Below are 24,312 nucleotides of genomic sequence, written 5' to 3'. Positions count from 1 at the left end.
TTTTCCTTTCTACACTGTGATTATTTCTGATATGTGATCCCTCTTCGCTACCTGGATCTTAAAATCCCTGGAACGGTACGGGTTGTCACCAAGTGTCACCTCCGAGCACACAGTCTCGTAGGCAAGTTCTTCATAGTTGTTTTCTCTGCTTAAATGGCCAAGAAAAACCGCCTTCAAATTATCATGGAGGATCCGACAGAGCAGACGTCCTGCATTCTCATTGGAGAGATGTCCACGGTCTCCCAGAATCCTCTGTTTGAGATAATAAGGGTATTTTCCAACCTGAAGCATGCGGATGTCATGATTTGCTTCCAAAAGCACCGCATCCAGATTCTCCAGATTTTTTACAATGTAATCATTATATTTTCCAAGGTCCGTGGCAATGCCCACAGAATGCTCTCCACATTCCAGGCGGTAACCCACCGGCTGTGCAGCATCATGGGGAATGGTAAAAGGATTTACCGTCAGGTCCTTGATCCCAAAAGGCTCATCCTCCCGGATCTCGTGGATCAGTCCCTCCGGCATTTTTCCAAGGGATTTCATACGAAGCATGGCATCTGCGGTTCCACCTGTGGTATAGATGGGAATTCCGTATTTTCTGGAGATCACTCCCAGTCCCTTGATATGGTCGGAATGTTCATGTGTGATCAGGATACCGTCCACATCTTTCCCGGTAAGATCCAGGGAATTCAGGCCTTTTTCGATACTCTTCCCGCTGATCCCCACATCTACCAGAACATGTGCCTCCTCAGATCCCACATAAATACAGTTGCCGCTGCTTCCGCTGGCAATACTACAAAGTCTCATTTCTCTCTATCCCTTCTCTGATCTGTCTCCGGGTACCCTTCAGATCTCCATTATTCTCGATCACATAATCCGTATGTTCTCTGAAAACCTGGTCAGATACCTGGTTTCGGATAATGCCAAGAGATTTCTCTCTGGAATAGCCACGGCTTTCCATCAGACGACGGATCCGGATTTCCTCCTCTGTATACACATACCAGACTTCGTCACAGAATTCCTGATAATTCTCTTCCAGAAAAAGAGCAGCTTCCACAACACAGATCTCTCTTCCGGCTTCCTTCTGTTCTCCAAGAAGATCTAGGATTCTCTGCTTTACAGCCGGATGGATGATCCCGTTTAATTTCAAAAGCATATCCTTATCTGTGAATACTACATCAGAAATCCGTCTCCGGTCAATAGTTTTATCTTTTTTTATGATTTCTTTTCCAAACAATGCGATCACCGCATCGTAACATTCTTCCCCCGGTTCCATCAGAATGTGACCAAGCTGGTCTGCCTGGATCACATATGCCTGGAAATCTTCTTCCAGGATTCCAAGTACTGTACTTTTTCCGGCCCCTACTCCGCCGGTTACTCCGATCACTCTCATTTATTTCGCCTCATACCAGCTGTCACCCTGGTGCATATCTACGTCAAGTTCCACTGCAAGGTCTGCAGCTCCCTTCATCTCTTCTTCCAGAATACGAGAAACTTCCTCGATCTCTTCTTTCTTTGTCTCGATCAGAAGCTCATCATGAACCTGCAGCACCAGTCTTGAACGCAATCCCTCTTTTTTCATTCGTTCATAAACATGGTTCATGGCTATTTTGATGATATCTGCTGCAGTACCCTGGATCGGAGAGTTCATGGCTACACGTTCTCCGAAGGAGCGCTGCATGAAATTACTGGATCTCAGCTCCGGCACGGGCCTTCGTCTGCCGAACATAGTTGTCACATAACCGTGTTCCTTGCCATCCTTTACCAGACCGTCCAGAAAGCCCTTGATCTTCGGATAGGTCTCGAAATATTTCTCAATATAGGCAGCTGCCTCTTTTCTGGTAATACTTAGATCCTGGCTCAGTCCAAAGGAACTGATCCCATAAACGATTCCGAAATTTACCGCCTTGGCATTTCTTCGCTGAAGAGATGTCACTTCATCCAGCGGCACATGAAACACCTGGGATGCGGTGAGCCGGTGGATATCCTCCGCCTCACGATAAGCCTGGATCAGTTTTTCATCACCGGACATATGTGCCAGCACACGAAGCTCGATCTGGGAATAATCAGCATCCAGAAATACAAATCCCTCCTCCGGCACAAAAACCTTACGGATCAGCCTGCCCAGCTCCATACGGACCGGTATGTTCTGAAGATTTGGATCTGTACTGCTGATACGACCGGTTGCTGTGATCGTCTGATTAAAAGTAGAGTGGATCCTTCCATCTTCTCCGATCACATTTCCGAGACCATCTGCATAAGTGGATTTCAGCTTGGTCAGCTGACGGTACTCCAGGATATCTTTTACGATGGCATGATCCGGCGCCAGCTTATCCAGGATATCCGCCGCTGTGGAATAGCCAGTCTTGGTCTTCTTTCCACCTGGAAGTCCCAGCTTTTCAAAAAGGATCACACCCAGCTGTTTCGGGGAATTGATATTAAACTCCTCCCCTGCTTCCTGCCAGATGGTTTTTTCCAGCTCCTGGATACGGACTTTAAGTTTTTCACCATAGCTCTTAAGCTCTTCACCCTTAACGGAAATCCCCCATTTTTCCATGGAATCCAGGGTAAAGACAAGAGGAAGCTCGATCTCATCATAAACCTTACGCATGCCTGTTTCATCCAATTTTTCAAGAAGAACCTTTCGGGCCATGCAGGGCACAAACGCCTGATAGCAGGCATAATTTCCAAGGCATTCCAGTTCCTCTTCCCAGGCCTTTTTCAGAGAAGTCTTTCCAAGAAGGTCTTCCTTTGAGGGGAGCATCATACCATCCAGATATTCTCTGGCGATGTCATCATGGGAATAGGAAGATTTCAGCGGGTTCAGAAGATATGCAGCAACCCCCGCATCAAAAACCTTCTTCGGATCATCAAGGGAAACATGCTTGAGAACTGATTTAATATCCATAGCACAGAGCACCGTACTGTCCGCCAGAGTTTTCAGTTTTCCGCAAAGGTAATCCCCTGTGAGAAGTCCTCCCACCGGAATCTGATAGATTTCTTTTTCATCCAGGACCAGTCCCACGGTATACACCTGATCCAGATCTGCAAGAACAGAAATACCCACCTGATCTTTCTGCGCTGCTTTTTCAAACAGTGCCTCCACACCGGAAAGATCATTACAGGTAAAAAATTCCAGTTCCATGGAGGAATCTGCTGTCGTAGCCGGATCAAAACGGTTCAGCATGTTCTTAAATTCCAGGCGTTTACACAATTCATATGCCTCCGGAGTATAGGGATTTTCCACTTTCGCTTTTTCGTAGGAAAATTCCAGCGGACTATCTGTGTTGATGGTTGCAAGCTCTTTGGAAAGCTGTGCCAGATCATAATGCTCGCGGAGAGATTCTTTCGCCTTATTAGGCTTTACCTCTTCCAGATGCTCATGAGCATTCTCAATGGAACCGAACTGCACGACCATCTTGGTCGCGGTTTTCTCTCCAACACCCGGGATTCCCGGAATATTATCGGAGCTGTCACCCATCAGTGCTTTCAGTTCTATGATCTGCGGCGGCGTTACCTGATATTTCTCAAGAACTTCCGCTGTATGGTAGTTTTCAATGGTTGTCTTTCCCCGGACAGTCTTCGGAAGCCGGATCAGCACCTTATCTGTGGCAAGCTGAAGAAGATCACGGTCTCCGGAAAGAATGGTAACATCCATCCCCTTTGCTTCACTTCTTCTGGCGACCGTACCAAGAAGATCATCTGCTTCATAGCCTTCCAGAGACATGATGTTGATTCCCATGGCAGAAAGCATCTCCTTAATCAGCGGAACCTGTTCCCGAAGCTCCTCCGGCATGGGTTTTCGGGTGCCTTTATAGGCTTCATATCTCTTATGCCGGAACGTAGGTGCACTCAGATCAAATGCAACGGTAAGATACTCCGGCTTCTCTTCCTCCATGATCCTGAACATAATATTCAGAAATCCATATACCGCTCCTGTATGACGTCCTTCTGCATTGGTAAGATCCGGCAGACCATAAAACGCACGGTTCAGGATGCTGTGACCATCGATCAGTAATATTTTTTCACTCAAAATCAAATTCCCTCCTTCAGTTCCAGGATCACAAAAACAAGAAAGACCACCAGTGCCGCGATCAGAACGCAGACTGCCACTGCAGCGATCGCTCTGTGAAATTTCTTTTTTCGGATATACCTTCTGGATTTTCGGATATCCTCTTCCAGAAGCTCCTTAAAATCCAGAACAGTATCTTCCTGTTTCTCATCCAGCTGCTGCATGGCCTTATGTACAATGAAATATGTGGCAAGCTCATCGTAGCAGGAGGAACACTTCTCAATATGCTCCAGAAAATCCTCCAGATCATTCAACGGCAACGTATGATCGATATATTTATTAACCATTCCCTCTGCAATACGACAGTTCATATTTTCCCTCTCTTTCAAAGCAGCGGATTCTCCCATATGATAAGCCTCTTCTGAGATCCCGCTTCACAATTTGCCCCAGACTGGGGAAATATTTCCCAGAATATTATATCATTATAGCGAATTAAACGTTGAATGACAAGGGCGGTTTCCTGTGGTATACTTGAGATGTCCCGGTCAGAAAACAGAAAAACTGACCAAATATGAAAATCCAGGCAAGGAGGATCACCATTATGAAATCTATAGCAATCGTTACAGACAGTAACTGCGGCATGTCTCCCGCTCAGGTAAAAGACCTTGGCATCTACATGCTTCCAATGCCGTTTTTTATAGATGATAAGGAATATCTGGAAGACATTGACATGAACCAATCAGAGTTCTTTCAGCATCTTGAACAAAATCCAGGCTGCAAAGTTTCCACATCCCAGCCCACACCGGAATCCGTCACTACCCTCTGGGACAAGCTGCTCAAAGACTACGACGAGATCGTACATATCCCCATGTCCAGCGGTCTCTCCAGTTCCATGCAGACTGCCCGCATGCTTGCAGAAGACTATGATGGCCGTGTACGTGTCGTAAACAACCAGAGGATCTCCGGAACCTTACGTTACTCTGCCATCGAGGCTATCCAGCAGGCTAAAAACGGTCTCTCTGCCGATGAGATTGGAACTTGGCTGGAAGAAACCCGCTTCGACTCCAGCATCTATATCACTGTAGCTACTCTGAAGTACCTGAAACAGGGCGGCCGCATCACTCCTGCAGCTGCAGCCATCGGAACCATGCTCCGTCTGAAACCGGTTCTGCAGATCCAGGGCGAAAAGCTGGACGCCTTCTCCAAGGCCCGCACCATGACCCAGGCAAAAAACACTATGACTAAAGCCATCAAAGATGACATTGCAGACCGCTTTGGAGAAAAGATCAACCTGGATGTCATCCACTCCCACAACCTGGAAGCAGCCGAAGAATTCCGAAAAGAAGTCCTCACCACCTTCCCGAATATCGGTGAAGTCAACATCTTCCCTCTCTCCCTGAGCGTCTCCTGCCACATCGGCCCCGGAAGTCTGGCACTCACCTGTTCCAAGGTACACCCGGAAATATGGTAAAGACTAGTCAGAAGCAATCCACATGGCCAGAGCACAGCCGGAGGGAATACTTCTGTATGGCTCTGTCTCTGGAGGAGGGCTGCTAGTCCTTAGGTTCTGGAAATCTGCGTTATAAAAAAAAGTTCGGCTGTCTGAGCGGCAACAAGCCGCGAGTTCCGAACTTTTTTTAATGGTTTTAGCAGATTTTCAGGGCCTTAGAACTAACGCCCAACGGAAGCCGAAGACCTTACAGAAGTATTCCCTTCGGCGTCCCTCCCGCCAACATATTTAATTTTCCTGTGTATTCTCAATCTCCACCGGCGCTTCATTCAAGATCTTCATAAACTCCTCACCGGTGATCGTCTCATGCTCATACAGATACTTGGCAATCTCATGGAGCTTTCCGATGTTATCTGTCAGGATCTTCGTAGCCTTTTCATGCTCCCGTCTTACAAGCTCCACAACCTTCTTATCCAAAAGCGTCTGCGTCTCAAAGGAACAGGTTAGACTTGCATCTCCGCCAAGATACTGATTGCTTACATTTTCCATGGCAACCATGTCAAAATCATCACTCATACCATACCTGCTGATCATCGCTCTGGCAATCTTAGTCGCCTGCTCAATATCATTGGAGGCACCGGTAGTAATGGAATGGAAGATCAGCTCTTCCGCTGCACGGCCGCCTGTAAATGTAGCGATCTTATTCTCCAGTTCTTCCTTAGTCATCAGGAAATGTTCCTGCTCATCTACCTGCATGGTATATCCCAGTGCACCGGAGGTACGTGGAATGATCGTGATCTTATGGACCGGTGCAGAATCTGTCTGCTTGGCAGCAACCAGTGCATGACCAACCTCATGATAGGAAACGATCAGCTTTTCCTTATTGGAAAGTACACGGTTCTTTTTCTGATATCCGGCAATAACAACTTCGATGCTTTCTTCAAAATCCGCCTGTGTGGCAAATTTCCGTCCGTCGCGGACTGCACGGAGAGCTGCCTCGTTGACAATATTGGCAAGCTCCGCACCGGAGGCACCGACTGCCGCCTTGGCAATTTCATCAAACCGGACTGTATCCGCAATTTTGATCTTCTTGGCATGAACCTTCAGGATTTCCTCACGCCCCTGAAGATCCGGAAGCTCAACCGGGATCCTTCTGTCAAAACGTCCCGGACGAAGAAGTGCAGGGTCAAGGGAATCCGGTCGGTTGGTAGCTGCCAGGATCACAACACCCTTGGAACCGTCAAAACCGTCCATCTCTGTCAAAAGCTGGTTCAGTGTCTGCTCACGCTCATCGTTTCCGCCGCCCATTCCGGAGCCGTCACGTTTCTTGCCGATGGTATCGATCTCATCAATAAATACGATACATGGTGCCTTCTCATTGGCCTGTTTAAAAAGATCACGGACCTTGGCAGCACCCATACCCACAAACATCTCTACAAATTCCGAACCGGAAATTGAGAAAAACGGAACCTCCGCCTCACCGGCAACTGCCTTGGCAAGAAGAGTTTTACCGGTTCCGGGAGGGCCTACAAGAAGGGCACCCTTCGGCATGGAAGCACCGATCTCTCTGTATTTCTCCGGATTATGAAGGAAATCTACAATTTCCGTCAAAAGCTCCTTGGCTTCATCCTCACCGGCAACATCTGAAAATTTGATTCCCGTAGAGGATTTCACATAAACCTTGGCATTGCTTTTGCCAAAGGACATCATTCCTCCCGGTCCTCCGTTTCCCATGGAACTCATCATCTTCTTGCTGAGCCAACGTCCCAGGAGAATAAAGATTGCGATCGGGAGTACATATCCCAGGATCAGAGATAAAAGCAGGGACTGTCTCTGCGGTGCAGTACCCTCTATACTTACACCCGCATCGTAAAGATGGGATACAAGATCCTGATCCTCTACAGACACCGTCTTACAATAGACATCATTTCCATCCACTTTCATAGTATAATAAATGTAATCGGAATTAAGGGTTGCTTCATATACTTTTCCTCTGTCTACAGCTTTCAGGAAGGTGGTGTAATCGGTCTCTTTTACACTTCTCTCAGAAAGAGCAGGAAGAGCAAAAACATTCAGCAGAACAATAATTACGACCGCAATAATGTAATATACATACAGCGGCCGCTTCTCTGGTTTTTTTGAATTCAGATTCATGCAGTCTCCTCCGTTATCTTATAGTATATTGCTATATCCACAGTGCTATATCAGGTGGTACAGCCTTGTAGTACACTCTACCACTTTTTTCAGTCAATTTCAAGGATGCCTCATCCGATTTCATAAACTTTTTAGAATTGAAAATCTTTCCAAATAATATCTTTATTCTGAAAAAATCCTTGCAAGCCACCTGATACTGTGCTATTATAATAAATGGTTATGCCGCTGTGGCGGAATTGGCAGACGCACTTGACTCAAAATCAAGCGGAGCAATCCGTGCCGGTTCGAGTCCGGCCAGCGGCATTCGCATAAAAGACCTGACGGAGAAATCTGTCAGGTCTTTATTATATACTACCCAAAAACACGAAAGGAATAAAAAAATGGAAAAAGACAAAAACTTTTTAGGAACCGAGTCCGTCGGAAAGCTTCTTCTGCAGCTTGCACTTCCTACCGTTGCCGCACAGCTCATCAATATGCTCTACAATATCGTCGATCGTATCTATATTGGTCATATTCCCGGAGAGGGTGCTCTTGCCCTTACCGGTGTAGGTGTATGTATGCCGCTTATTATGGTCGTATCTGCCTTCGCTGCTCTTGTCGGAAACGGAGGCGCTCCCAGAGCCAGCATCTTTATGGGTAAAAATGACACGTCGAAAGCCGAACAGACTCTCGGAAACTGCTTCACCATGCAGATCATCATCTCCCTGATCCTGACTGTTATCCTGTTTCTCGGAAACCGCAGCCTTCTCCTTGCATTCGGCGCCAGTGCAAACACCATCGACTATGCGGTGGGTTACATGAATATCTATGCAGTAGGAACTATCTTTGTACAGCTGACTCTTGGCATGAATAATTTCATCACAGCCCAGGGATTCGCAAAAACCGGAATGCTCTCTGTACTGATCGGTGCGATCTCCAACATTATTCTGGATCCGGTTTTTATTTTCGGATTCCACATGGGTGTCCGGGGCGCTGCTCTGGCAACAGTGATCTCCCAGGCATTTTCCTGCATCTGGGTCCTCTCCTTCCTCTTTGGAAAAAAGACCTTCCTGAAGCTTCGGAAAAGCACCATGAAACTGAAAGCCGATATCATTCTGCCCTGTATGGCTCTTGGCTCTTCTCTCTTTGTCATGCAGCTCAGTGAAAGCGTTATCTCTGTCTGCTACAACTCCTCACTCTTAAAATACGGCGGGGATGTTGCAGTAGGAGCCATGACTATCCTTACCAGCGTCATGCAGTTTGCCATGCTTCCTCTTCAGGGACTTGGTCAGGGTGCACAGCCTATCATCAGCTACAACTATGGTGCACGTAACGAAAAACGTGTACGTTCTACATTTAAGCTTCTTATAAAAACAAGTGTTTCTTATTCCGTGATCCTGTGGCTGATCATTATGATCTTCCCGCAGATCTTTGCCGGAATGTTTACTTCGGACAGTACATTACTTGCTTTCACAAAAACAGCGCTCCGGATCTATATGGCAGTTGTGTTTATCTTTGGTATCCAGATTGCCTGCCAGATGACCTTTATCTCCCTTGGCAGAGCCAAAGATTCCATCATTGTGGCTATTGTCCGGAAATTTATTCTGGTCATCCCGCTGATCTATATCCTGCCCAATATTTTCCGTGCTGACCGGACAAATGCAGTTTATATGGCCGAGCCGGTTGCGGATATCTTGGCCGTTACATTTACTGCCATCCTGTTTTTCTTTGAGTTTAGAAAAGCCCTGGCAGAAATCTCCGGCAGCCGGAAGCTGTAACCCTGCATTTGACCACCTTCCGCCCTGCTCGCGATCTTATGCCTACCAGATACTTAAACATAAAACAGCCCTCTATGCATCATTACCAAGATGCATAGAGGGCTGTTTTTATATATTTCCGCTATTTTATTTCAGTTCGTCTTCATCCTGAAGAAGTTTCTCAAAAACAGGGAAGCAGTCAAAGGTTGCAAAATAATCTCTCGGTGTCTCGGCACGACGGATCATCTCAAAGCTGCCGTCCTCATGAAGAAGGATCTCTGCAGATTTCAGTTTACCATTGTAGTTATAACCCATTGCAAAACCATGAGCACCTGTATCATGGATCACAAGAAGATCTCCCTTATCGATTTTCGGAAGCATACGGTCAATGGCAAATTTATCATTATTCTCACAGAGGGAACCTGTCACATCATATTTATGATCGCACGGCTCGTTCTCCTTACCCATAACCGTAATGTGATGATAAGCACCATACATAGCCGGACGCATCAGATTTACTGCACAGGCATCTACGCCGATATACTCTTTATGTGTATGCTTCTCATGGATTGCTTTTGTGACAAGGCAGCCATACGGTCCCATCATGAAACGGCCAAGCTCTGTATAGATCGCAACATCACCCATTCCTTCCGGAACAAGTACTTCTTCATAAACCTTGCGGACACCCTCACCGATCACACGGATATCATTTGGCTCCTGATCCGGTTTATAAGGAATTCCGATACCACCGGAAAGGTTGATGAATTTAATGTGTGCACCTGTCTCCTTCTGAAGCTTCACGGCAAGCTCAAACATAACCTTTGCAAGCATTGGATAATAATCATTGGTCACTGTGTTGCTTGCAAGGAATGCATGGATTCCGAACTCTTTGGCACCTTTGGATTTCAGGATACGGAATGCGTCAAAGATCTGCTCGGTAGTCATTCCGTATTTTGCATCTCCGGGATTATCCATGATACCGTTACTGATCTTAAATACTCCACCTGGATTGTAACGGCAGCTGATCACTTCCGGGATTTTTCCGAGAGCTTTCTCTACGCTCTCAATATGTGTGATGTCATCAAGGTTGATGATCCCACCGATCTCATCTGCATATCTGAACTCTTTCTCCGGTGTGTCATTGGAAGAAAACATGATATCGCCCTTTTTGCAGCCTACTGCCTTGGCCATCATAAGCTCTGTTTCTGAGGAGCAGTCGCAGCCACAGCCATACTCCTGCAGAATATTGATCAGATATGGATTCGGTGTTGCCTTTACCGCAAAAAATTCCTTGAATCCTTTGTTCCATGCAAAGGCCTCTTTCAGGGCTTTTGCATTCTCACGGATCCCCTTCTCATCATAGAGATGGAAGGGTGTCGGAAACTTTTCAGTAATTTCGTTAAGTTTCTCAAGTGTCACAAATGGTTCTTTTTTCATAATAACTGCATCTCCTGTTTTTCCGACTGCTGTTCCCGAAGAAAACTCAGTCTTATTCTGCCTCAATCACGTGCATCATATTTGTCACTGCACCACGACCGTTTGTCATGTTGGTCGCAGGGTCTCCTGCTGTAAATACAACAAGGTCTCCTTTATGTATCAGATGACGGCTGCGGACAACATTCATGGCCTGAGACATGATATGGTCCGTGGTATCTCTCTGATATCCTTTCAGAGGTGTTACACCCCAAATCAGCTGAAGTTTATGCTGGATGGTTGAGTTTGGTGTAATCGCATAGATTGGAACCTTCGGGCGGAAATTGGAGATCAGTCTGGCTGTATTTCCACTCATTGTCGGTGTTACGATAGCGTTCGCCTTCAGGTTCTTTGCAGTACGCACCGTTGCAAGTGCCACTGCACTGGAGATCTTCTCTCTTCCATCCATGGAACGATGTTCAATAAACACTTTATAATCCAGATGCGGCTCTGTCATCTCTGCGATATCTGCCATCATCTTAAGAGCATCAACCGGATATTTACCAGCTGCTGTCTCTCCGGAAAGCATGATCGCATCGGTTCCGTCGTAGATCGCATTGGCAACATCAGCTACCTCTGCACGTGTAGGACGCGGATTACGGATCATGGAATCAAGCATCTGTGTTGCTGTGATAACCGGTGTATAATGTTCGTTACACTTACGGATGATTTCCTTCTGGATGTGAGGTACCTGGCTTGCAGGAATTTCCACACCGAGATCTCCTCTGGCAACCATGATACCGTCAGATGCTTCAATGATGGAATCAATATTCTCAACACCCTCTGCATTCTCGATCTTCGCGATAATACCGATATCCTTTCCACCATTATCATTCAGAAGCTTACGGATCTCACGGATCACCTCTGCGGAACGGACAAAAGATGCCGCGATGAAATCAAATTTCTGCTCGATACCAAAGATAATGTCCTTCTTATCCTGCTCTGTGATTCCCGGAAGATTTACTTTTACATAGGGAACATTTACACCCTTCTTCTCTCCCAGCTCACCACCGTTTAAGATATCACAGACAATATCGGTTTCCTTGATCGCCTTAACCTCCAACTCGATCAGACCATCATCAATGAGGATCCTGTTTCCCGGTTTTACATCCTTGTAAAGTGTCTCATATGTGATAGCAACCTTTGTGCTGTCGCCTTCAAAATCGCCAATTCCAAGTACAAACTGTTTTCCCGCTTCCAGCTTAACCTTCTGTCCGTCCTTTAAAAGTCTGGTACGGATCTCCGGTCCCTTTGTGTCAAGAAGCATGGCAATAGGCATATCAAGCTCCTCACGAAGCTCCTTGATCATATCCACACGGCCCTTCTGCTCCTCGTGGTCTCCGTGAGAAAAGTTGAATCTGGCAATATCCATTCCATTCTCCATAAGAGCCTTCAGAGTTTCCCTGTTATTACTGGCAGGTCCAAGTGTACAGATAATCTTAGTTTTTTTCATAATAATGTTCTCCTTCGTTTGTGCGTTTTACTGTACGTGTTTATGTGTAAATAAATGATCCTGACAATATTCATAATTTCCGTTGCACTTTGAGCAGAAACGAAACTCCAGGTTTGGGTCATCCTTTTCGGTACGTCCGCAGATCGCACATTTATGCTTGGCGATCCCATCCGGACCGGACCCTGTTCTGGAAGGAGCCACAGCCTTCTTAAACTGCTGCCTCCTGTGGATCTCCTTCGGATTGTATCGGTTCATATCACGGGTACTGAAATAAAAGATCACAAAATTTAAAAGTGATGCTACGATCGGTACTACACCTACCCAAAGCCCGACTCGAAGATAAGATACGATATCCCACGCAATGAACAGTCCGTATACAAAGGCCATCCATTTCATCCTGATCGGGATCACAAACATAAGAAGCAGCTGAAGATCCGGATATGTGACTGCATAGGCAAGGAAAATAGAAAGACTGATATAATATGTGGTAAAAATATTTCCGCCAAGAGAATAGGCGATCCCGTTCATAACCACATAACCACCTGTAAATACATGTAAAAGCACTGCTGCGATCACAGTAAACAAAACACCTGAAAAAATATACAATGTGTACCGAAAAGTTCCCCAGGTATGTTCCAGTGAAGTACCGATCGGATAATAGAAAAAAAAGATTGCGAGAAGGAACATCACAAGATTGCCAGTTCCTCCCACACTGGACGGCGGATAGATCACCCATGTCACCAGTCTCCAGATCTGTCCCTTCATGACCATGGACATATCAAGACTCAGCATGTTCAAAACTCCCGGAGCAAACATAGCCAGAAAATACCCCAACACATAACATCCGATGATGTAAACAGTCAGATTCGGAACCCCGAATCTTCCGAATTTACGTTCCAGTTTGTCAATAAATTTCATTAAAATCTCCTTTCAGAAAACTTTTGAAAATCAGAAAAATCGCTTCTTGGAAAGAATGATCGCTGCCACAACACTGATTGCCACAGAAATCAGGATAATGATCAGAAATCCCAATGGACTCCTTGATAAGGGCATACCGGAACCAGCCACATTCATTCCGTAAGCACTGAACACAATAGTCGGAATACTCATGACAATAGTAATGATTGCCAGTACCTTCATAACGATATTCATATTATTGGAGATGATCGATGCAAAAGCATCCATAGTTCCGTTCAGGATACCGCTGTACACATTGGCCATTTCGATCGCCTGCTTATTCTCAGTGATGACATCCTCCAGAAGATCGGTGTCCTCCGGATATTTCTTGATGCTGTCTATCTTCAGAAGCTTCTCCAGCACAACCTCATTGGACCGGAGTGATGTGATAAAATAAGTCAGGGATTTCTGCAGCTCCAGAAGCTCGATCAGCTCTTCATTTCTTGTGGAAAGATGCAGTTTTTCTTCCACCTGCTCACTTTTTTTGTCAATGATACGCAGATAACGCAGGTACATGCTCGCATTTCTGTAAAGGATCTGAAAGATAAAACGGGTCTTCATATAGGTAAAAAAGCTCCGGACTCTTCCCTCCATAAATCTGGTAAGAACCGGTGTGTCCTCCAGACAGATGGTAAAGATCATAGACCCCGTCACAATGATGCCAAGCGGTATTGTCCCATACCAGTCCTTGTCATTACGTTCCTCGATCATAGGAACATCAACCAGGATCAGTGTATAATTATCCTCAACTTCGATACGTGACCGTTCTTCCTCATCCAAAGGGGATCGTAAATCGTCAACCTCTATATCAAACTTCTCGGAAAATTCAAAAATCTCTGTTGCCGTCGGATTCGTCAGCGCAATCCAGCAGCCTTCCTCCGGTTCCTGTATCTGGTGGATGGCTCCGTCTATTGTCTTGTAAATCCTTACCACGATTCCCACTTCCCTTCTCTTGCTTTTCTTTTGCCAGGGCAAAATTCTTTTTTATTATAAATAGTCAAAATAGCTTTGTCAATTCATACCTTTTCTTTTTAAAAGAGCTTTTAAATAATTTCACATGATCTTTACATAAAAATTCATTCTGCCTTCCACGTTCTTTACATTTTTTCCGGCTTCCTATATAATGATTCCAGAATTCCAACGAAAGGAAGTTATACAAATGAGTCAGTCATCATTCGGAAAAAAATTCGTGGTTACCACCTGGGGAGAATCTCACGGCAAGGCTATCGGTGCCGTTCTCGACGGCTGTCCCGCAGGTCTTTCTCTCTGCGAAGAAGATATCCAGGTTTTTCTTGACCGGAGAAAGCCCGGTCAGAGCCGTTATACAACTGCCCGTAAGGAAGGAGATCTGGTGGAAATCCTTTCCGGAGTTTTTGAAGGAAAGACTACCGGTACTCCAATTTCTCTTCTGATCCGCAATACAGATCAGCGTTCCAGAGATTACGGAAATATCGCATACTCCTATCGTCCCGGTCACGCAGACTTTACCTTTGACCAGAAATACGGATTCCGTGATTACCGTGGAGGTGGACGCTCCTCCGGAAGAGAAACCGCCGGACGTGTGGCAGCCGGTGCCATTGCCATCAAGCTGTTAAACGAACTTGGCATTACATTTACTACCTACGCAAGATCCATCGGTCCTGTAGAGATCCGGTCCTTCTCAGAAGAAGAGATCCGAAATAATGCACTCTGCATGCCAGATGCCGACGCAGCCGCAAAGGCATCTGCCTATCTCGAACAATGTCTGAACAGTCAGGACAGTGCCGGCGGTGTGATCGAATGCCGCATCAAAAACGTTCCTGCCGGTCTGGGCGATACGGTTTTTGACAAGCTGGATGCTACCCTCGCTCATGCGATCATGTCCATTGGTGCTGTAAAAGCTGTTGAGATCGGTGACGGCATCAACGTGACACGTCTTACCGGTTCCGAAGACAACGACGGTTTTGTACAAAAAGACGGCATTATTTCCAAAACTTCCAACCACGCAGGTGGTATTATGGGCGGTATGAGTGACGGCAGCGATATCATTCTCCGTGCACATATCAAACCTACTCCTTCCATCAGTCAGTCTCAGTCTACTGTGACCAACACCGGAGAAAACCTGGAGCTTGAGATCAAGGGCCGGCATGATCCGGTGATCGTACCGCGTGCAGTAGTCGTTGTGGAAGCTATGGCAGCACTTACCATTACAGATGCACTTTTTAACAATATGAGTGCACGGATGGATCGTATCCACGAATTTTATCAGCGGTAATTTCACATTTTGACCTGTCAGATAAAAAAATATAAATGCACAAAAAAACAGACTCAGGGAAAGTTCCTACTCGTCCCTGAGCCTGTTTTTGTCTGCCTGTGCAAGACTTACTTTGATCAATCCTGTTCTTAATCCAACTGCTCCCATGTATCCGGTACCTGCCAGATATGGATACAGTTCGGTGTCTCGATCTTTCTTGGTTTTTCATTCATCATGATGATATTCTTTTCATAATCCACAGTGAAAACGGTAATACTGTTGCTGGCATGATTGGCAACAGCAATATGCTTGTTATCCGGGAAGATCATAAGATCCTTCGGGTAATCACCACTGATCGGAAGTGTAAATTTCTTGGTCAGAAGGCCTGTTTCCTGGTCTACTACATACATAGTCACAGTATTTTCCCCTGCTGTTGTACAGAAAAGATATTTACCGTCCGCAGAAAGAGACATACCGGAAGCTGCGTTATGGAGCGCATCATTGGAATCCTCTTTTCCAAGAGTGGTAATGCTCTGAAGCAGCTGAAACTCCGGATTCTTACCGCTTCCGTCATAGCTGTATACCTTCACCTCATTGCTGAGCTCAAAAAGAAGATATGCAAATCTTCCGTCATCACTGAAACGGATGATACGAGGGCCGCTCTCTCTCGGGCAGCGAAGAATGTCAACCAGCTCCAGTTTGTCTTTCTTCTTATTGATACGATAGATCTTAACCTGATCGATACCATTATCTACCGCACAGAGATACTTATTATCCGGTGTCGGACGTACACAATTAACATGCGGACGGAAGTTACGCTCTGCCACGCTTCCAAGTCCCTTGTGGAAAACGCCGTCCATAACACTTCCCAGACGGCCGTCTTTATGTGTATGTACAACCGTTACCTTACCATCATGGTACCCTGCCACATAAAGATATCTTCCGTCCACATCTGTTGCAAGATAGCAGCCTCGCATTCCGTTGATATCCACACTGTTGAGGCGGGTAAGATCACCGTTCTTGTCTCTTTCAAATACAGCTACACCCTCATCCTCAATGGAATACAGATATTTACCGTTTTTTGATACTGCCAGATGAGAAGCATTGCTAACTTCCACTTCGCTTCGTTCTGTGAGTGTTCCTTTTTCTACATCTACATCGTATACCTGAATTCCCTTACTGGTTCCATGGGTATATGTTCCCACGTAAGCCACGTACTTCTTTTTTCCCATAAGTTCTGGCCTCCTGCTTTTTACATTGGTTACGTATTTTTGTGTTTATTTTATCACAAAGCTTCTGCAAGAACAAGTTACCATCCTGTTATCTTTTGTGCAATTTTTTATGCAAAGCTGCCGTTCACTATGGCGTTCACACATGATCCACGCAAATGGATCGGCTCCTGCGCATCCATTACGCCTCTTTACAGATCTCCCAAAGCGCCTCTCATTGCTTCCAGAGTTTCATCAATTACTTCATCTGTATGCGCTGTGGAAAGGAACATCGCCTCAAACTGGGAAGGTGCAAGATGAATGCCTCGTTTCAGCATTCCCTTGAAATATTTTGCAAAAAGCTCCAGGTTGGATGTTTTTGCAGAAACATAGTCTTTTACCTCCTGGTCTGTAAAGAAAATACTTGCCAGAGAAGAATCATAGTTTACCTGATATGGAAGACCTTTTTCCTCCACGATCTTCTTCAAGCCGCCGTAAAGCTTCTCACCTTTGGCAGCCAGATCTTTATAGATTTCCTGATGCTCATAGAGATATTTCAGCTGTGTGAAACCTGCAGCCATGGCAACCGGGTTTCCGCTTAAGGTACCTGCCTGGTATACAGGACCACACGGTGAGATCAGATCCATGATCTCCTTACGTCCGCCATAAGCGCCTACCGGCATTCCTGCGCCGATTATTTTCCCGTAGGTGACAAGATCCGGACGGATACCAAAATACTCTGCTGCTCCGCCAAAGGCAAGTCGGAAGCCTGTGATCACTTCATCAAAGATCAGCAGACAATTGTGCTCATCGCAAAGCTCACGAAGCCGCTTTAAGAAACCTGGTTTCGGAGGAACCACACCCATGTTTGCTCCTACTGCCTCCACGATCACGGCTGCCACATTTCCCTCTTCCTGTTTGAGAAGTGCTTCCACACTGGCGGCATCATTGTAGGTAGCCGTCATGGTATCCTGTGTACAGCCCTTCGGAACACCGGCGCTGTCCGGAATACCACTTGCCATGACACCGGAGCCGGCACTTACCAGAAGGCAGTCACTGTGTCCGTGATAGCAACCTGCAAATTTGATGATCTTGTCTTTTCCGGTAAAACCTCTTGCTGCACGGATGGCACTCATAACAGCTTCTGTTCCTGAGTTTACCATACGGATCATATCTACATGTGGAATATGTTCACAGATAAATTCTGCGATCTCTACTTCGATTCCTGTAGCACAGCCAAAGCTCAGGCCATTTTCGCAGGCCTTGATCACACTCTCGCGGATCTCCGGGAAATTATGTCCCAGGATCATCGGGCCCCAGGAATCAATGTAATCCACATAACGGTTTCCATCTACATCATAGATGTAGCATTTATCTGCTTTTTCAATAAAACGAGGTGCCTCACCGATGGCTCCGTAAGATCTTACCGGGCTGTTTACGCCTCCCGGGATTCTTTTTACCGCACGCTCAAATAACTGTTCTGATCTTGTCATCAGCCGATCCTCCCTTCATCCATAAGTCTTGCCAGAAGCTCCGCATAATAGGTAAGATAGATCTGCGCACCGGAACGGAATGCTCCTGTAGCCATCTCACCCACGATCCTTTCTTCGTCGATCCAGCCGTTTGCAGCTGCTGCTTTTACCATTGCATACTCACCACTGACACTGTATGCGGCAACCGGAACGTTTGTGATCTCCTTTACCTGCCAGATCATGTCCTGGTATGCAAGAGCCGGTTTTACCATGATGATATCTGCACCCTCTTCCACATCTGCAAGTGCCTCTTTCAGCCCTTCTCTGCTGTTGTGAGGATCCATCTGGTAGCTTTTTCTGTCCCCAAAAGACGGAGCAGAATCTGCTGCCTCACGGAACGGGCCATAAAATGCAGAAGCATATTTTACTGCATAGGACATGATCGGTGTTGTATAATGTCCGGCCTTGTCCAGACACTGACGGATCGCTGCAACACGACCATCCATCATATCAGACGGAGCAACCATATCTGCACCTGCCTCCACGTGGGAAAGTGCTGTTTTTGCAAGAAGCTCCAGCGTCTTGTCATTGTCCACATCATGACCGCAGAGAACGCCGCAATGGCCATGGGAAGTGTACTCACACATACATACATCTGTTACATAATAAAGCTCCGGAAATTTCTCTTTTGCAATGCGAAGAGCTCTCTGAACGATCCCCTCCGGATCATAGGCACCGCTGCCCACTTCATCCTTATGGTCAGGAATACCAAAAAACATCACACTGCCTACACCGGCTTTGGAAAGCTGTTCCAGTTTATACGGAAGACGGTCCAGGCTGTAACGGTACTGCCCGGTCATGGACGGAATTTCTTCTTCCTTATTTTCTCCTTCCATTACGAACATAGGATACATAAGAGAAGATTTATCCATTCTTGTCTCACGTACCATCTTACGAAGGTTTTCGCTACCTCTTAATCTTCTTGGTCTTTTTGTCAGTTCCATGATCATTCGCTCCTTTTCATATCCTCCACCAGCTTGACAAGACTGTCAATGGTGGCTTTTTCTGACATATATGCTTTCATTCCAAAGCTCTCAGCAGCCGCCTTCGTCTGTCTGCCGATGCAGGCCGCCTTAACCTTTGAATAATCCAGTCCTTTTGTTCCCTCTACAAATCCCTTCACAGTGGAGGCACTTGTAAACACCGCACAGCTGATCTGTCCTGTTTCAAATTCCTTCTTCTCATCGATGAGCTGGCTCTTTTCGTAAAGAGTCTGATAAGTCGGAACATCCTCGACCACAGCGCCTGCCTGTGCAAGAAATGCGGTGAGCTTTTCATTACCCTTTTCTGCCCGCGGGATAAGTATCTTTTCTCCACCGGAAAGAAGCTCTGAAAGTTCCTTTCCAAGAGTATCCCCGTCATATACCGACGGCACAAAATCTGCCAGCAGACCTCTTTCCTTCAGGGCCTTTTTTGTTCCTTCCCCGATCACGGCCAGACGGGCATTTCCCATGGCACGGATATCTTTTCCATGGCGGATCAGTTCTTCAAAAAATACCTTTACACCTGTAGGGCTGGTAAATACAAGCCACTGATATTCCTCCAGGTGATCCAGCGCTTTATAGAGACGGCTCTGGTCTTCCATGGGGACAGTACGGATCGCCGGAAGCTCCAGAACCTCCGCGCCTTTTTCACGAAGCATGTCCGCAGTTCTGGAAACAAGCTCCTTCGGTCTTGTGACAAGGACCTTCCATCCTGAAAGCGGCAGTTCTTCATACCAGCCAAACTTCTCTGCCAGTGTACATACCTTACCCACCACAATGATCGCCGGTGTCTCGATCCCCTGGCGTTTCACCTCTTCTTCCAGGGTAGAAACTGTTGCTACGATCCGTTTCTGACCTGCTGTAGTTCCCTTCTGCAGGATCGCCGCAGGCATGTCCTTTTCCATTCCTGCACCTATCAGACCCTCGCAGATATCCGGAAGTGCGGACACGCCCATCAGAAATACAAGCGTTCCCTTTGTATCAACAAGTGCCCGGAAGTCTATATCATATTCTTCTCCGGCCCTCTTATGTCCTGTAATGATGTGGACTGAAGAACAGAAATCTCTGTGTGTTACCGGAACCCCGTTATATGCCGGTACTGCAATGGAGGAAGTAACACCCGGAACAACCTCATAAGGGATCCCATTCTCCCGAAGAAGCTCCAGCTCCTCTCCTCCTCTTCCAAAGAGGAATGGATCTCCGCCTTTCAGGCGCACCACACGAAGACCCCGCTGTGCCTCCTCAAGAAGTACCTGATTGATATTTTCCTGACGCATGATATGGTGACTGGCACGTTTGCCTACATTGATCAGCCTGGCATTTTCCGGGATTCTTGACAGAACTCCCTGACCTACCAGACTGTCATAGACGACCACATCTGCCTGTTCCAGCACTTTGAGGCCTTTTAATGTAAAAAGGCCGATATCGCCAGGACCCGCTCCTACCAGCCATACTTTTCCTGTTTTCATCTGTTTTCTCCTTTTTTCCGAAGAGTTTCTGCCAGTTCCCTGCCTAAGCTTTCCGCATCTGCCTTATTGCCACGCAGTGTTCCTGTTACATAGGAACCGTCTTTTTCATTATAATAAAGCCCTCTGAGATAGATCTCATCCCCGAGAATTTCCGCATGGGCAGCCACCGGAGAAGAGCACCCTCCATCCAGGAGCTTTACAAAAGCACGCTCCGCACTTCCCGCGGTCCAGGCATCCTTATCACAGTAGCCCTCCAGGAAATCATAAGCTTCCCCTTTTCTTCCCTGTACAGCAAGGATTCCCTGACCAGCAGCCGGAATGATCTCATCTGCTGTAAAATACCGGTTGATCCTGGATTCCAGTCCAAGTCTCTTAAGGCCGGCAGCAGCCAGGATCAATGCACTGTACTGTCCTTCATCCAGCTTCCGGAGTCTTGTCTGAAGATTTCCGCGGATACTTCTGACATCCATATCCGGATACAGTTTTTTAAGCTGTAAGGTTCTCCTTAAGCTGGAGCATCCAAGGGGCTTGCTTTTATCAAGTTCAGAAGCTCCCTCAGGAAGAACCAGTACGTCTCTCGGATCTTCTCTTTTGGAAAAAGCCAGAAGCGGCAGCTCCTCCGGAACCTCCATAGGCATATCTTTCAGGCTGTGTACAGAAAGAATACTTCTTCCATCTATCAGTGCTTTATCCAGCTCCTTTACAAAAAGCCCTTTTCCGCCAACCTTATCCAGTGTACGGTCCAGAATGATATCCCCGGTAGTTTTCATAGTGAGGATTTCCACTTCCAGATCCGGATTTTTTTCTTTTATGTAGTCACGGACCATTTCGCTCTGCAGCACTGCAAGCTTACTCTCTCTGCTGCCGATCACGATCTTATCTCTCTTCATCTTCATCCTGCTCTCCCAATACTTTTTCCAGCGCATTCTGGATCTCTTCCCTTACACGCTTTGCTTTTTTGTGATCCAGTCCGCTGGCTGTAACTCCAACTACCATTTCATCCCGCATATATACGCCCGGGAAATAAAAATCACAGGCTTCCCGGTCGGAGGCTACATTAACATAAATGCCCTCCTCCTTACAGACACGGTGGATCTCATCATTCAGCTTCCAGTCATTGGTGGCTGCGATCACCATATATGCGTTGGCAAAATCAGAACGTTTCACGGGACGGATATACAGAGTCACGGTTCCTGCTTTCCCAAGATCCATAAGCTCCTGGGTCACTTTTGTAGCCACTACCGTGATATTTCTTGTAAATTTCAGAAGAGTCTTTATTCTTCTGGTAGCAATATTACCACCACCTGCCACAACGATATTTTTATCGGACAGGTCTATAAACATGGGGAAATAAGGTTTATTCTTCATAAAGTTTCTCCAGTCCTTCCACACATTCCAGAAAAGCATCCTGGTTCAGACTGTCCCGAAGCCCGAAGATCAGCTTGTTCACAACCTTTCCGGCTGCAGTATCCACTGCTTTTTTCAGGTTTTCTCTGTCTGAATCCTCCATAGGAGTTTTCCGGAAGATTTTTTCGATCCTCAGGTTCAGATCTTCCACAGCATCCGCTTTGATCTCCTGGATGCGCGGGATGATATCACGACCTTCCAGCCACTGGAAAAATTCGTTCATCTGGGCCTTCACAATGGCTCCTGCTGCTTCCAGGTTATCTGCAAGTTCCTTCGGTGTCTCGCCGGTTCGGAAGCTGTCCATATCATAAAGTGTGATGTTATCTTTTTTTCGGATCTCCGGATCAATATCTCTTGGAACTGCCAGATCGATAAGGATCATAGGTCGTTCCACACGTACATCCTCAAACAATTCTTCCGTCAGTGTATAATTGGGGCTTGCTGTTGCGCTGACCACCAGGTCACACTCCGGCAGATAATCCATTCTCTCACCATAATTGATCCTGCTGCATCCAACAGGAATGCTCACAACACCACTTCTGTACTGACGGATCGTAACCGTCACATCCGCTCCTGCTTCACGCAGTGTCTGGGCAGCCATCTTCCCCATCTCACCGTTTCCGATCACCATACAGACTTTATTGCGAACATGATAACCGCCCTCTTCCAGAAAACGGATGGCCTGATGGATCACAGAAGGATTTCCATGAGAAAACGGCACTTCCGTTTTGATCTTCTTGCCTGCAGTTACCGCCATACGGAAAAGCACCTCCAGAACACTGTCTGTGGTAAACTCATCCCTTGACATACTCAACGCCTCTTTTACCTGGGTCAGGATCTGATCTTCCCCCAGGATCTGGGATTTCAGTCCGCTGGTAAGATAAAAAAGGTGCTCCACCGCCTCTTCGTTTTCTCTGCTGGTAAAATACTTCTGGTATTGTTCTCCCTGCACACCTTTCAACGAGCAGAGCCACTGATACAGGTCCGGCTTCTCCTCATCTGCAGTACTTACCCACAGTTCCAGCCGGTTACAGGTCGACAGAATAATACACCCGCAGATCCCAGCTTCTTCTTTCAGCCTGCGCAGCGCCTCTCCGGTATTTTTACGGGTAAAAGCAAACTGCGCTCTGACATCTACAGGTGCCATATTATGATCGATTCCAAGCATGAATATACTCATGTCCTACATTTCTCCTTTGTTTCCACAATCTTTTATAATGATAAACATTTCCGTAAGGAAAGTCAACTACGATTGACAATGTCAGCCCTCCCTTTTATAATATCTTATGGTAGAAATTGCGGATCATCTTTATATTCCAGCGGAGAAATATAAAGAATTTATCATAATCACCATAATTATCAGGATGGAGGAAATCCCCGTATGAACTCAGCTTCAAAAAAAGCGATCCTAGTAGTAAGTTTCGGCACAAGCTATGAAAACACCCGTAAGCTTACCATCGAGGCAATCGAGCACGATATTGCCGATGCATTCCCGGCCTGTCCCACCTACCGTGCATGGACAAGCAAAATGATCATTGCCAAACTGAAAAAGCGGGACGGTCTTACGATCCACACGGTAAAGGAAGCTCTGGAACAGATGCTTCTGGATGGTATCACCGATGTGATCGTACAGCCGACTCATGTGATCAACGGTATCGAAAATGATCAGATGAAAGCCGATGCGCTTTCTTTTCGTGACCGTTTTTCCAGTATTGTTTTCGGAAATCCTCTTCTCACAACAGAAGAAGATAACCAGGCGATCGTCCGGGTAGTTGCAGATGAATTCCGGGACATGGATCCGGACACTGCACTTGTACTGATGGGACATGGAACAGAACACTACGCAAACACGGTTTATGCTGCTTTGGATTACCGTTTTAAAGATACCGGACATAAAAATATTTTTCTTGGAACTGTAGAAGCCTATCCGGCCCTGGACTCCCTTCTCCGGGCTGCCGACAGCTTTCATCCGAAAAAGATCGTGCTAGCGCCTTTCATGATCGTAGCCGGCGACCATGCACAGAACGATCTGGCCGGTGCAGATCCGGACTCCTGGATGAACCGTCTTTCTTCCGAAGGATATGAAGTCACCCCTGTACTGAAGGGACTTGGAGAATATCCCCAGGTCCGGCAGATCCTTGTGGAACATGTACAGCAAGCCATGAACGTTTCGGTCTGACAGAGATCAGATGATCCATATATATCCCTCATAAAAAAATGCACCGTGATCCATCCCTGGATCTTC

20 protein-coding genes and 1 tRNA gene are annotated in these 24,312 nt (G+C 46.4%); 5 read left to right on the top strand and 16 right to left on the bottom strand.

All coding sequences use genetic code 11. From position 1 onward, the window contains the following. Positions 1 to 9: 9 nt before the first annotated feature. Genes GPK58_RS05705 through GPK58_RS05690 form a run of 4 tightly spaced genes read right to left on the bottom strand, consistent with a single transcriptional unit; the run spans position 10 to position 4,419 of the window. Positions 10 to 807 carry an MBL fold metallo-hydrolase gene (locus GPK58_RS05705; RefSeq protein WP_015525250.1) on the bottom strand — a complete coding sequence of 266 codons (798 nt, stop codon included), beginning with the start codon at positions 805 to 807 and terminating at the stop codon, positions 10 to 12. Next, positions 794 to 1,393: a dephospho-CoA kinase gene (gene coaE / locus GPK58_RS05700; protein WP_015525251.1), complete on the bottom strand. Its 600-nt coding sequence runs from the start codon at positions 1,391 to 1,393 to the stop codon at positions 794 to 796. Before coaE ends, GPK58_RS05705 begins: the two co-directional genes overlap by 14 nt. Further along, entirely contained in the window at positions 1,394 to 4,033 is a 2,640-nt protein-coding gene (gene polA / locus GPK58_RS05695) for a DNA polymerase I (RefSeq protein WP_215638341.1), read from the bottom strand. A 2-nt stretch (positions 4,034 to 4,035) separates the two neighbouring features. Beyond that, the gene (locus GPK58_RS05690) at positions 4,036 to 4,419 is read right to left on the bottom strand and encodes an anti-sigma factor family protein (RefSeq protein WP_022427101.1); all 384 of its coding nucleotides are present in this window, start codon (positions 4,417 to 4,419) and stop codon (positions 4,036 to 4,038) included. Between the two features lie 194 nt (positions 4,420 to 4,613). Between GPK58_RS05690 and GPK58_RS05685 the strand changes: the two genes are divergently transcribed. Then, positions 4,614 to 5,483, top strand: coding sequence for a DegV family protein (locus GPK58_RS05685; protein WP_215638340.1), 870 nt, complete (start codon positions 4,614 to 4,616; stop codon positions 5,481 to 5,483). Between the two features lie 267 nt (positions 5,484 to 5,750). Here GPK58_RS05685 and ftsH read toward each other — a convergent pair whose 3' ends face one another. Continuing rightward, positions 5,751 to 7,616, bottom strand: coding sequence for an ATP-dependent zinc metalloprotease FtsH (ftsH, locus tag GPK58_RS05680; RefSeq protein WP_118369181.1), 1,866 nt, complete (start codon positions 7,614 to 7,616; stop codon positions 5,751 to 5,753). A 221-nt stretch (positions 7,617 to 7,837) separates the two neighbouring features. On the opposite strand from ftsH, the gene GPK58_RS05675 reads away from it, so the two are divergent. Then, positions 7,838 to 7,919: transfer RNA gene (locus GPK58_RS05675), tRNA-Leu, on the top strand. 77 nt (positions 7,920 to 7,996) lie between these two features. Then, positions 7,997 to 9,373 (top strand): MATE family efflux transporter, encoded by a 1,377-nt coding sequence (locus GPK58_RS05670; RefSeq protein ID WP_173740310.1) that lies wholly within the window; start codon positions 7,997 to 7,999, stop codon positions 9,371 to 9,373. A 126-nt stretch (positions 9,374 to 9,499) separates the two neighbouring features. On the opposite strand, the gene GPK58_RS05665 is transcribed toward GPK58_RS05670, so the two are convergent. From GPK58_RS05665 to GPK58_RS05650, 4 genes are read right to left on the bottom strand one after another with little or no spacing between them, the layout of a single operon-like run. Continuing rightward, complete coding sequence (locus GPK58_RS05665; RefSeq protein ID WP_059085911.1) at positions 9,500 to 10,789, bottom strand: diaminopimelate decarboxylase; 1,290 nt, start codon at positions 10,787 to 10,789, stop codon at positions 9,500 to 9,502. Between the two features lie 52 nt (positions 10,790 to 10,841). Then, on the bottom strand, positions 10,842 to 12,278 hold the full coding sequence (pyk, locus tag GPK58_RS05660) for a pyruvate kinase (RefSeq protein ID WP_114002556.1): 1,437 nt from the start codon (positions 12,276 to 12,278) through the stop codon (positions 10,842 to 10,844). A gap of 27 nt (positions 12,279 to 12,305) precedes the next feature. Next, on the bottom strand, positions 12,306 to 13,196 hold the full coding sequence (locus GPK58_RS05655; RefSeq protein ID WP_015525259.1) for a hypothetical protein: 891 nt from the start codon (positions 13,194 to 13,196) through the stop codon (positions 12,306 to 12,308). Between the two features lie 30 nt (positions 13,197 to 13,226). Beyond that, positions 13,227 to 14,168 (bottom strand): magnesium transporter CorA family protein, encoded by a 942-nt coding sequence (locus tag GPK58_RS05650; RefSeq protein ID WP_022426904.1) that lies wholly within the window; start codon positions 14,166 to 14,168, stop codon positions 13,227 to 13,229. A 226-nt stretch (positions 14,169 to 14,394) separates the two neighbouring features. On the opposite strand from GPK58_RS05650, the gene aroC reads away from it, so the two are divergent. Then, entirely contained in the window at positions 14,395 to 15,489 is a 1,095-nt protein-coding gene (aroC, locus tag GPK58_RS05645) for a chorismate synthase (RefSeq protein ID WP_022426905.1), read from the top strand. 128 nt (positions 15,490 to 15,617) lie between these two features. On the opposite strand, the gene GPK58_RS05640 is transcribed toward aroC, so the two are convergent. From GPK58_RS05640 to hemA, 7 genes are all read right to left on the bottom strand, one after another. Continuing rightward, the gene (locus tag GPK58_RS05640) at positions 15,618 to 16,700 is read right to left on the bottom strand and encodes a lactonase family protein (protein WP_215638339.1); all 1,083 of its coding nucleotides are present in this window, start codon (positions 16,698 to 16,700) and stop codon (positions 15,618 to 15,620) included. Between the two features lie 188 nt (positions 16,701 to 16,888). Further along, positions 16,889 to 18,169 (bottom strand): glutamate-1-semialdehyde 2,1-aminomutase, encoded by a 1,281-nt coding sequence (gene hemL, locus GPK58_RS05635; protein ID WP_015525262.1) that lies wholly within the window; start codon positions 18,167 to 18,169, stop codon positions 16,889 to 16,891. Then, on the bottom strand, positions 18,169 to 19,152 hold the full coding sequence (gene hemB / locus GPK58_RS05630; RefSeq protein ID WP_022426908.1) for a porphobilinogen synthase: 984 nt from the start codon (positions 19,150 to 19,152) through the stop codon (positions 18,169 to 18,171). Before hemB ends, hemL begins: the two co-directional genes overlap by 1 nt. Positions 19,153 to 19,154: 2 nt before the next feature. Continuing rightward, positions 19,155 to 20,660, bottom strand: a complete 1,506-nt coding sequence (gene cobA / locus GPK58_RS05625) for a uroporphyrinogen-III C-methyltransferase (protein ID WP_021653029.1) — start codon at positions 20,658 to 20,660, stop codon at positions 19,155 to 19,157. Continuing rightward, positions 20,657 to 21,550, bottom strand: coding sequence for a hydroxymethylbilane synthase (gene hemC, locus GPK58_RS05620; protein ID WP_022426910.1), 894 nt, complete (start codon positions 21,548 to 21,550; stop codon positions 20,657 to 20,659). Before hemC ends, cobA begins: the two co-directional genes overlap by 4 nt. Further along, entirely contained in the window at positions 21,537 to 22,028 is a 492-nt protein-coding gene (locus tag GPK58_RS05615; RefSeq protein ID WP_015525267.1) for a precorrin-2 dehydrogenase/sirohydrochlorin ferrochelatase family protein, read from the bottom strand. Before GPK58_RS05615 ends, hemC begins: the two co-directional genes overlap by 14 nt. Continuing rightward, on the bottom strand, positions 22,018 to 23,247 hold the full coding sequence (hemA, locus tag GPK58_RS05610; protein WP_215638338.1) for a glutamyl-tRNA reductase: 1,230 nt from the start codon (positions 23,245 to 23,247) through the stop codon (positions 22,018 to 22,020). The genes GPK58_RS05615 and hemA overlap by 11 nt, the downstream gene beginning before the upstream one ends. A 201-nt stretch (positions 23,248 to 23,448) precedes the next feature. Between hemA and GPK58_RS05605 the strand changes: the two genes are divergently transcribed. After that, the gene (locus tag GPK58_RS05605; RefSeq protein ID WP_021653025.1) at positions 23,449 to 24,246 is read left to right on the top strand and encodes a sirohydrochlorin cobaltochelatase; all 798 of its coding nucleotides are present in this window, start codon (positions 23,449 to 23,451) and stop codon (positions 24,244 to 24,246) included. Positions 24,247 to 24,312: the final 66 nt, after the last annotated feature.

Origin of the sequence: Blautia sp. MCC270 (genome assembly GCF_018785605.1) — a bacterium.
GTDB classification, from domain to species: domain Bacteria; phylum Bacillota; class Clostridia; order Lachnospirales; family Lachnospiraceae; genus Blautia_A; species Blautia_A fusiformis.
This window is presented reverse-complemented; position numbering and strand designations above follow the sequence as displayed.

Excerpts from the sequence above, each read along its gene's own strand:
- GPK58_RS05705 (WP_015525250.1), bottom strand. The coding sequence starts at position 807 with ATGAGACTTTGTAGTATTGCCAGCGGAAGCAGCGGCAACTGTATTTAT.
- coaE (WP_015525251.1), bottom strand. The coding sequence starts at position 1,393 with ATGAGAGTGATCGGAGTAACCGGCGGAGTAGGGGCCGGAAAAAGTACA.
- GPK58_RS05690 (WP_022427101.1), bottom strand. The coding sequence starts at position 4,419 with ATGGGAGAATCCGCTGCTTTGAAAGAGAGGGAAAATATGAACTGTCGT.
- GPK58_RS05685 (WP_215638340.1), top strand. The coding sequence starts at position 4,614 with ATGAAATCTATAGCAATCGTTACAGACAGTAACTGCGGCATGTCTCCC.
- ftsH (WP_118369181.1), bottom strand. The coding sequence starts at position 7,616 with ATGAATCTGAATTCAAAAAAACCAGAGAAGCGGCCGCTGTATGTATAT.
- GPK58_RS05670 (WP_173740310.1), top strand. The coding sequence starts at position 7,997 with ATGGAAAAAGACAAAAACTTTTTAGGAACCGAGTCCGTCGGAAAGCTT.
- GPK58_RS05665 (WP_059085911.1), bottom strand. The coding sequence starts at position 10,789 with ATGAAAAAAGAACCATTTGTGACACTTGAGAAACTTAACGAAATTACT.
- pyk (WP_114002556.1), bottom strand. The coding sequence starts at position 12,278 with ATGAAAAAAACTAAGATTATCTGTACACTTGGACCTGCCAGTAATAAC.
- GPK58_RS05655 (WP_015525259.1), bottom strand. The coding sequence starts at position 13,196 with ATGAAATTTATTGACAAACTGGAACGTAAATTCGGAAGATTCGGGGTT.
- aroC (WP_022426905.1), top strand. The coding sequence starts at position 14,395 with ATGAGTCAGTCATCATTCGGAAAAAAATTCGTGGTTACCACCTGGGGA.
- GPK58_RS05640 (WP_215638339.1), bottom strand. The coding sequence starts at position 16,700 with ATGGGAAAAAAGAAGTACGTGGCTTACGTGGGAACATATACCCATGGA.
- hemL (WP_015525262.1), bottom strand. The coding sequence starts at position 18,169 with ATGACAAGATCAGAACAGTTATTTGAGCGTGCGGTAAAAAGAATCCCG.
- hemB (WP_022426908.1), bottom strand. The coding sequence starts at position 19,152 with ATGGAACTGACAAAAAGACCAAGAAGATTAAGAGGTAGCGAAAACCTT.
- cobA (WP_021653029.1), bottom strand. The coding sequence starts at position 20,660 with ATGAAAACAGGAAAAGTATGGCTGGTAGGAGCGGGTCCTGGCGATATC.
- hemC (WP_022426910.1), bottom strand. The coding sequence starts at position 21,550 with ATGAAGAGAGATAAGATCGTGATCGGCAGCAGAGAGAGTAAGCTTGCA.
- GPK58_RS05615 (WP_015525267.1), bottom strand. The coding sequence starts at position 22,028 with ATGAAGAATAAACCTTATTTCCCCATGTTTATAGACCTGTCCGATAAA.
- hemA (WP_215638338.1), bottom strand. The coding sequence starts at position 23,247 with ATGAGTATATTCATGCTTGGAATCGATCATAATATGGCACCTGTAGAT.
- GPK58_RS05605 (WP_021653025.1), top strand. The coding sequence starts at position 23,449 with ATGAACTCAGCTTCAAAAAAAGCGATCCTAGTAGTAAGTTTCGGCACA.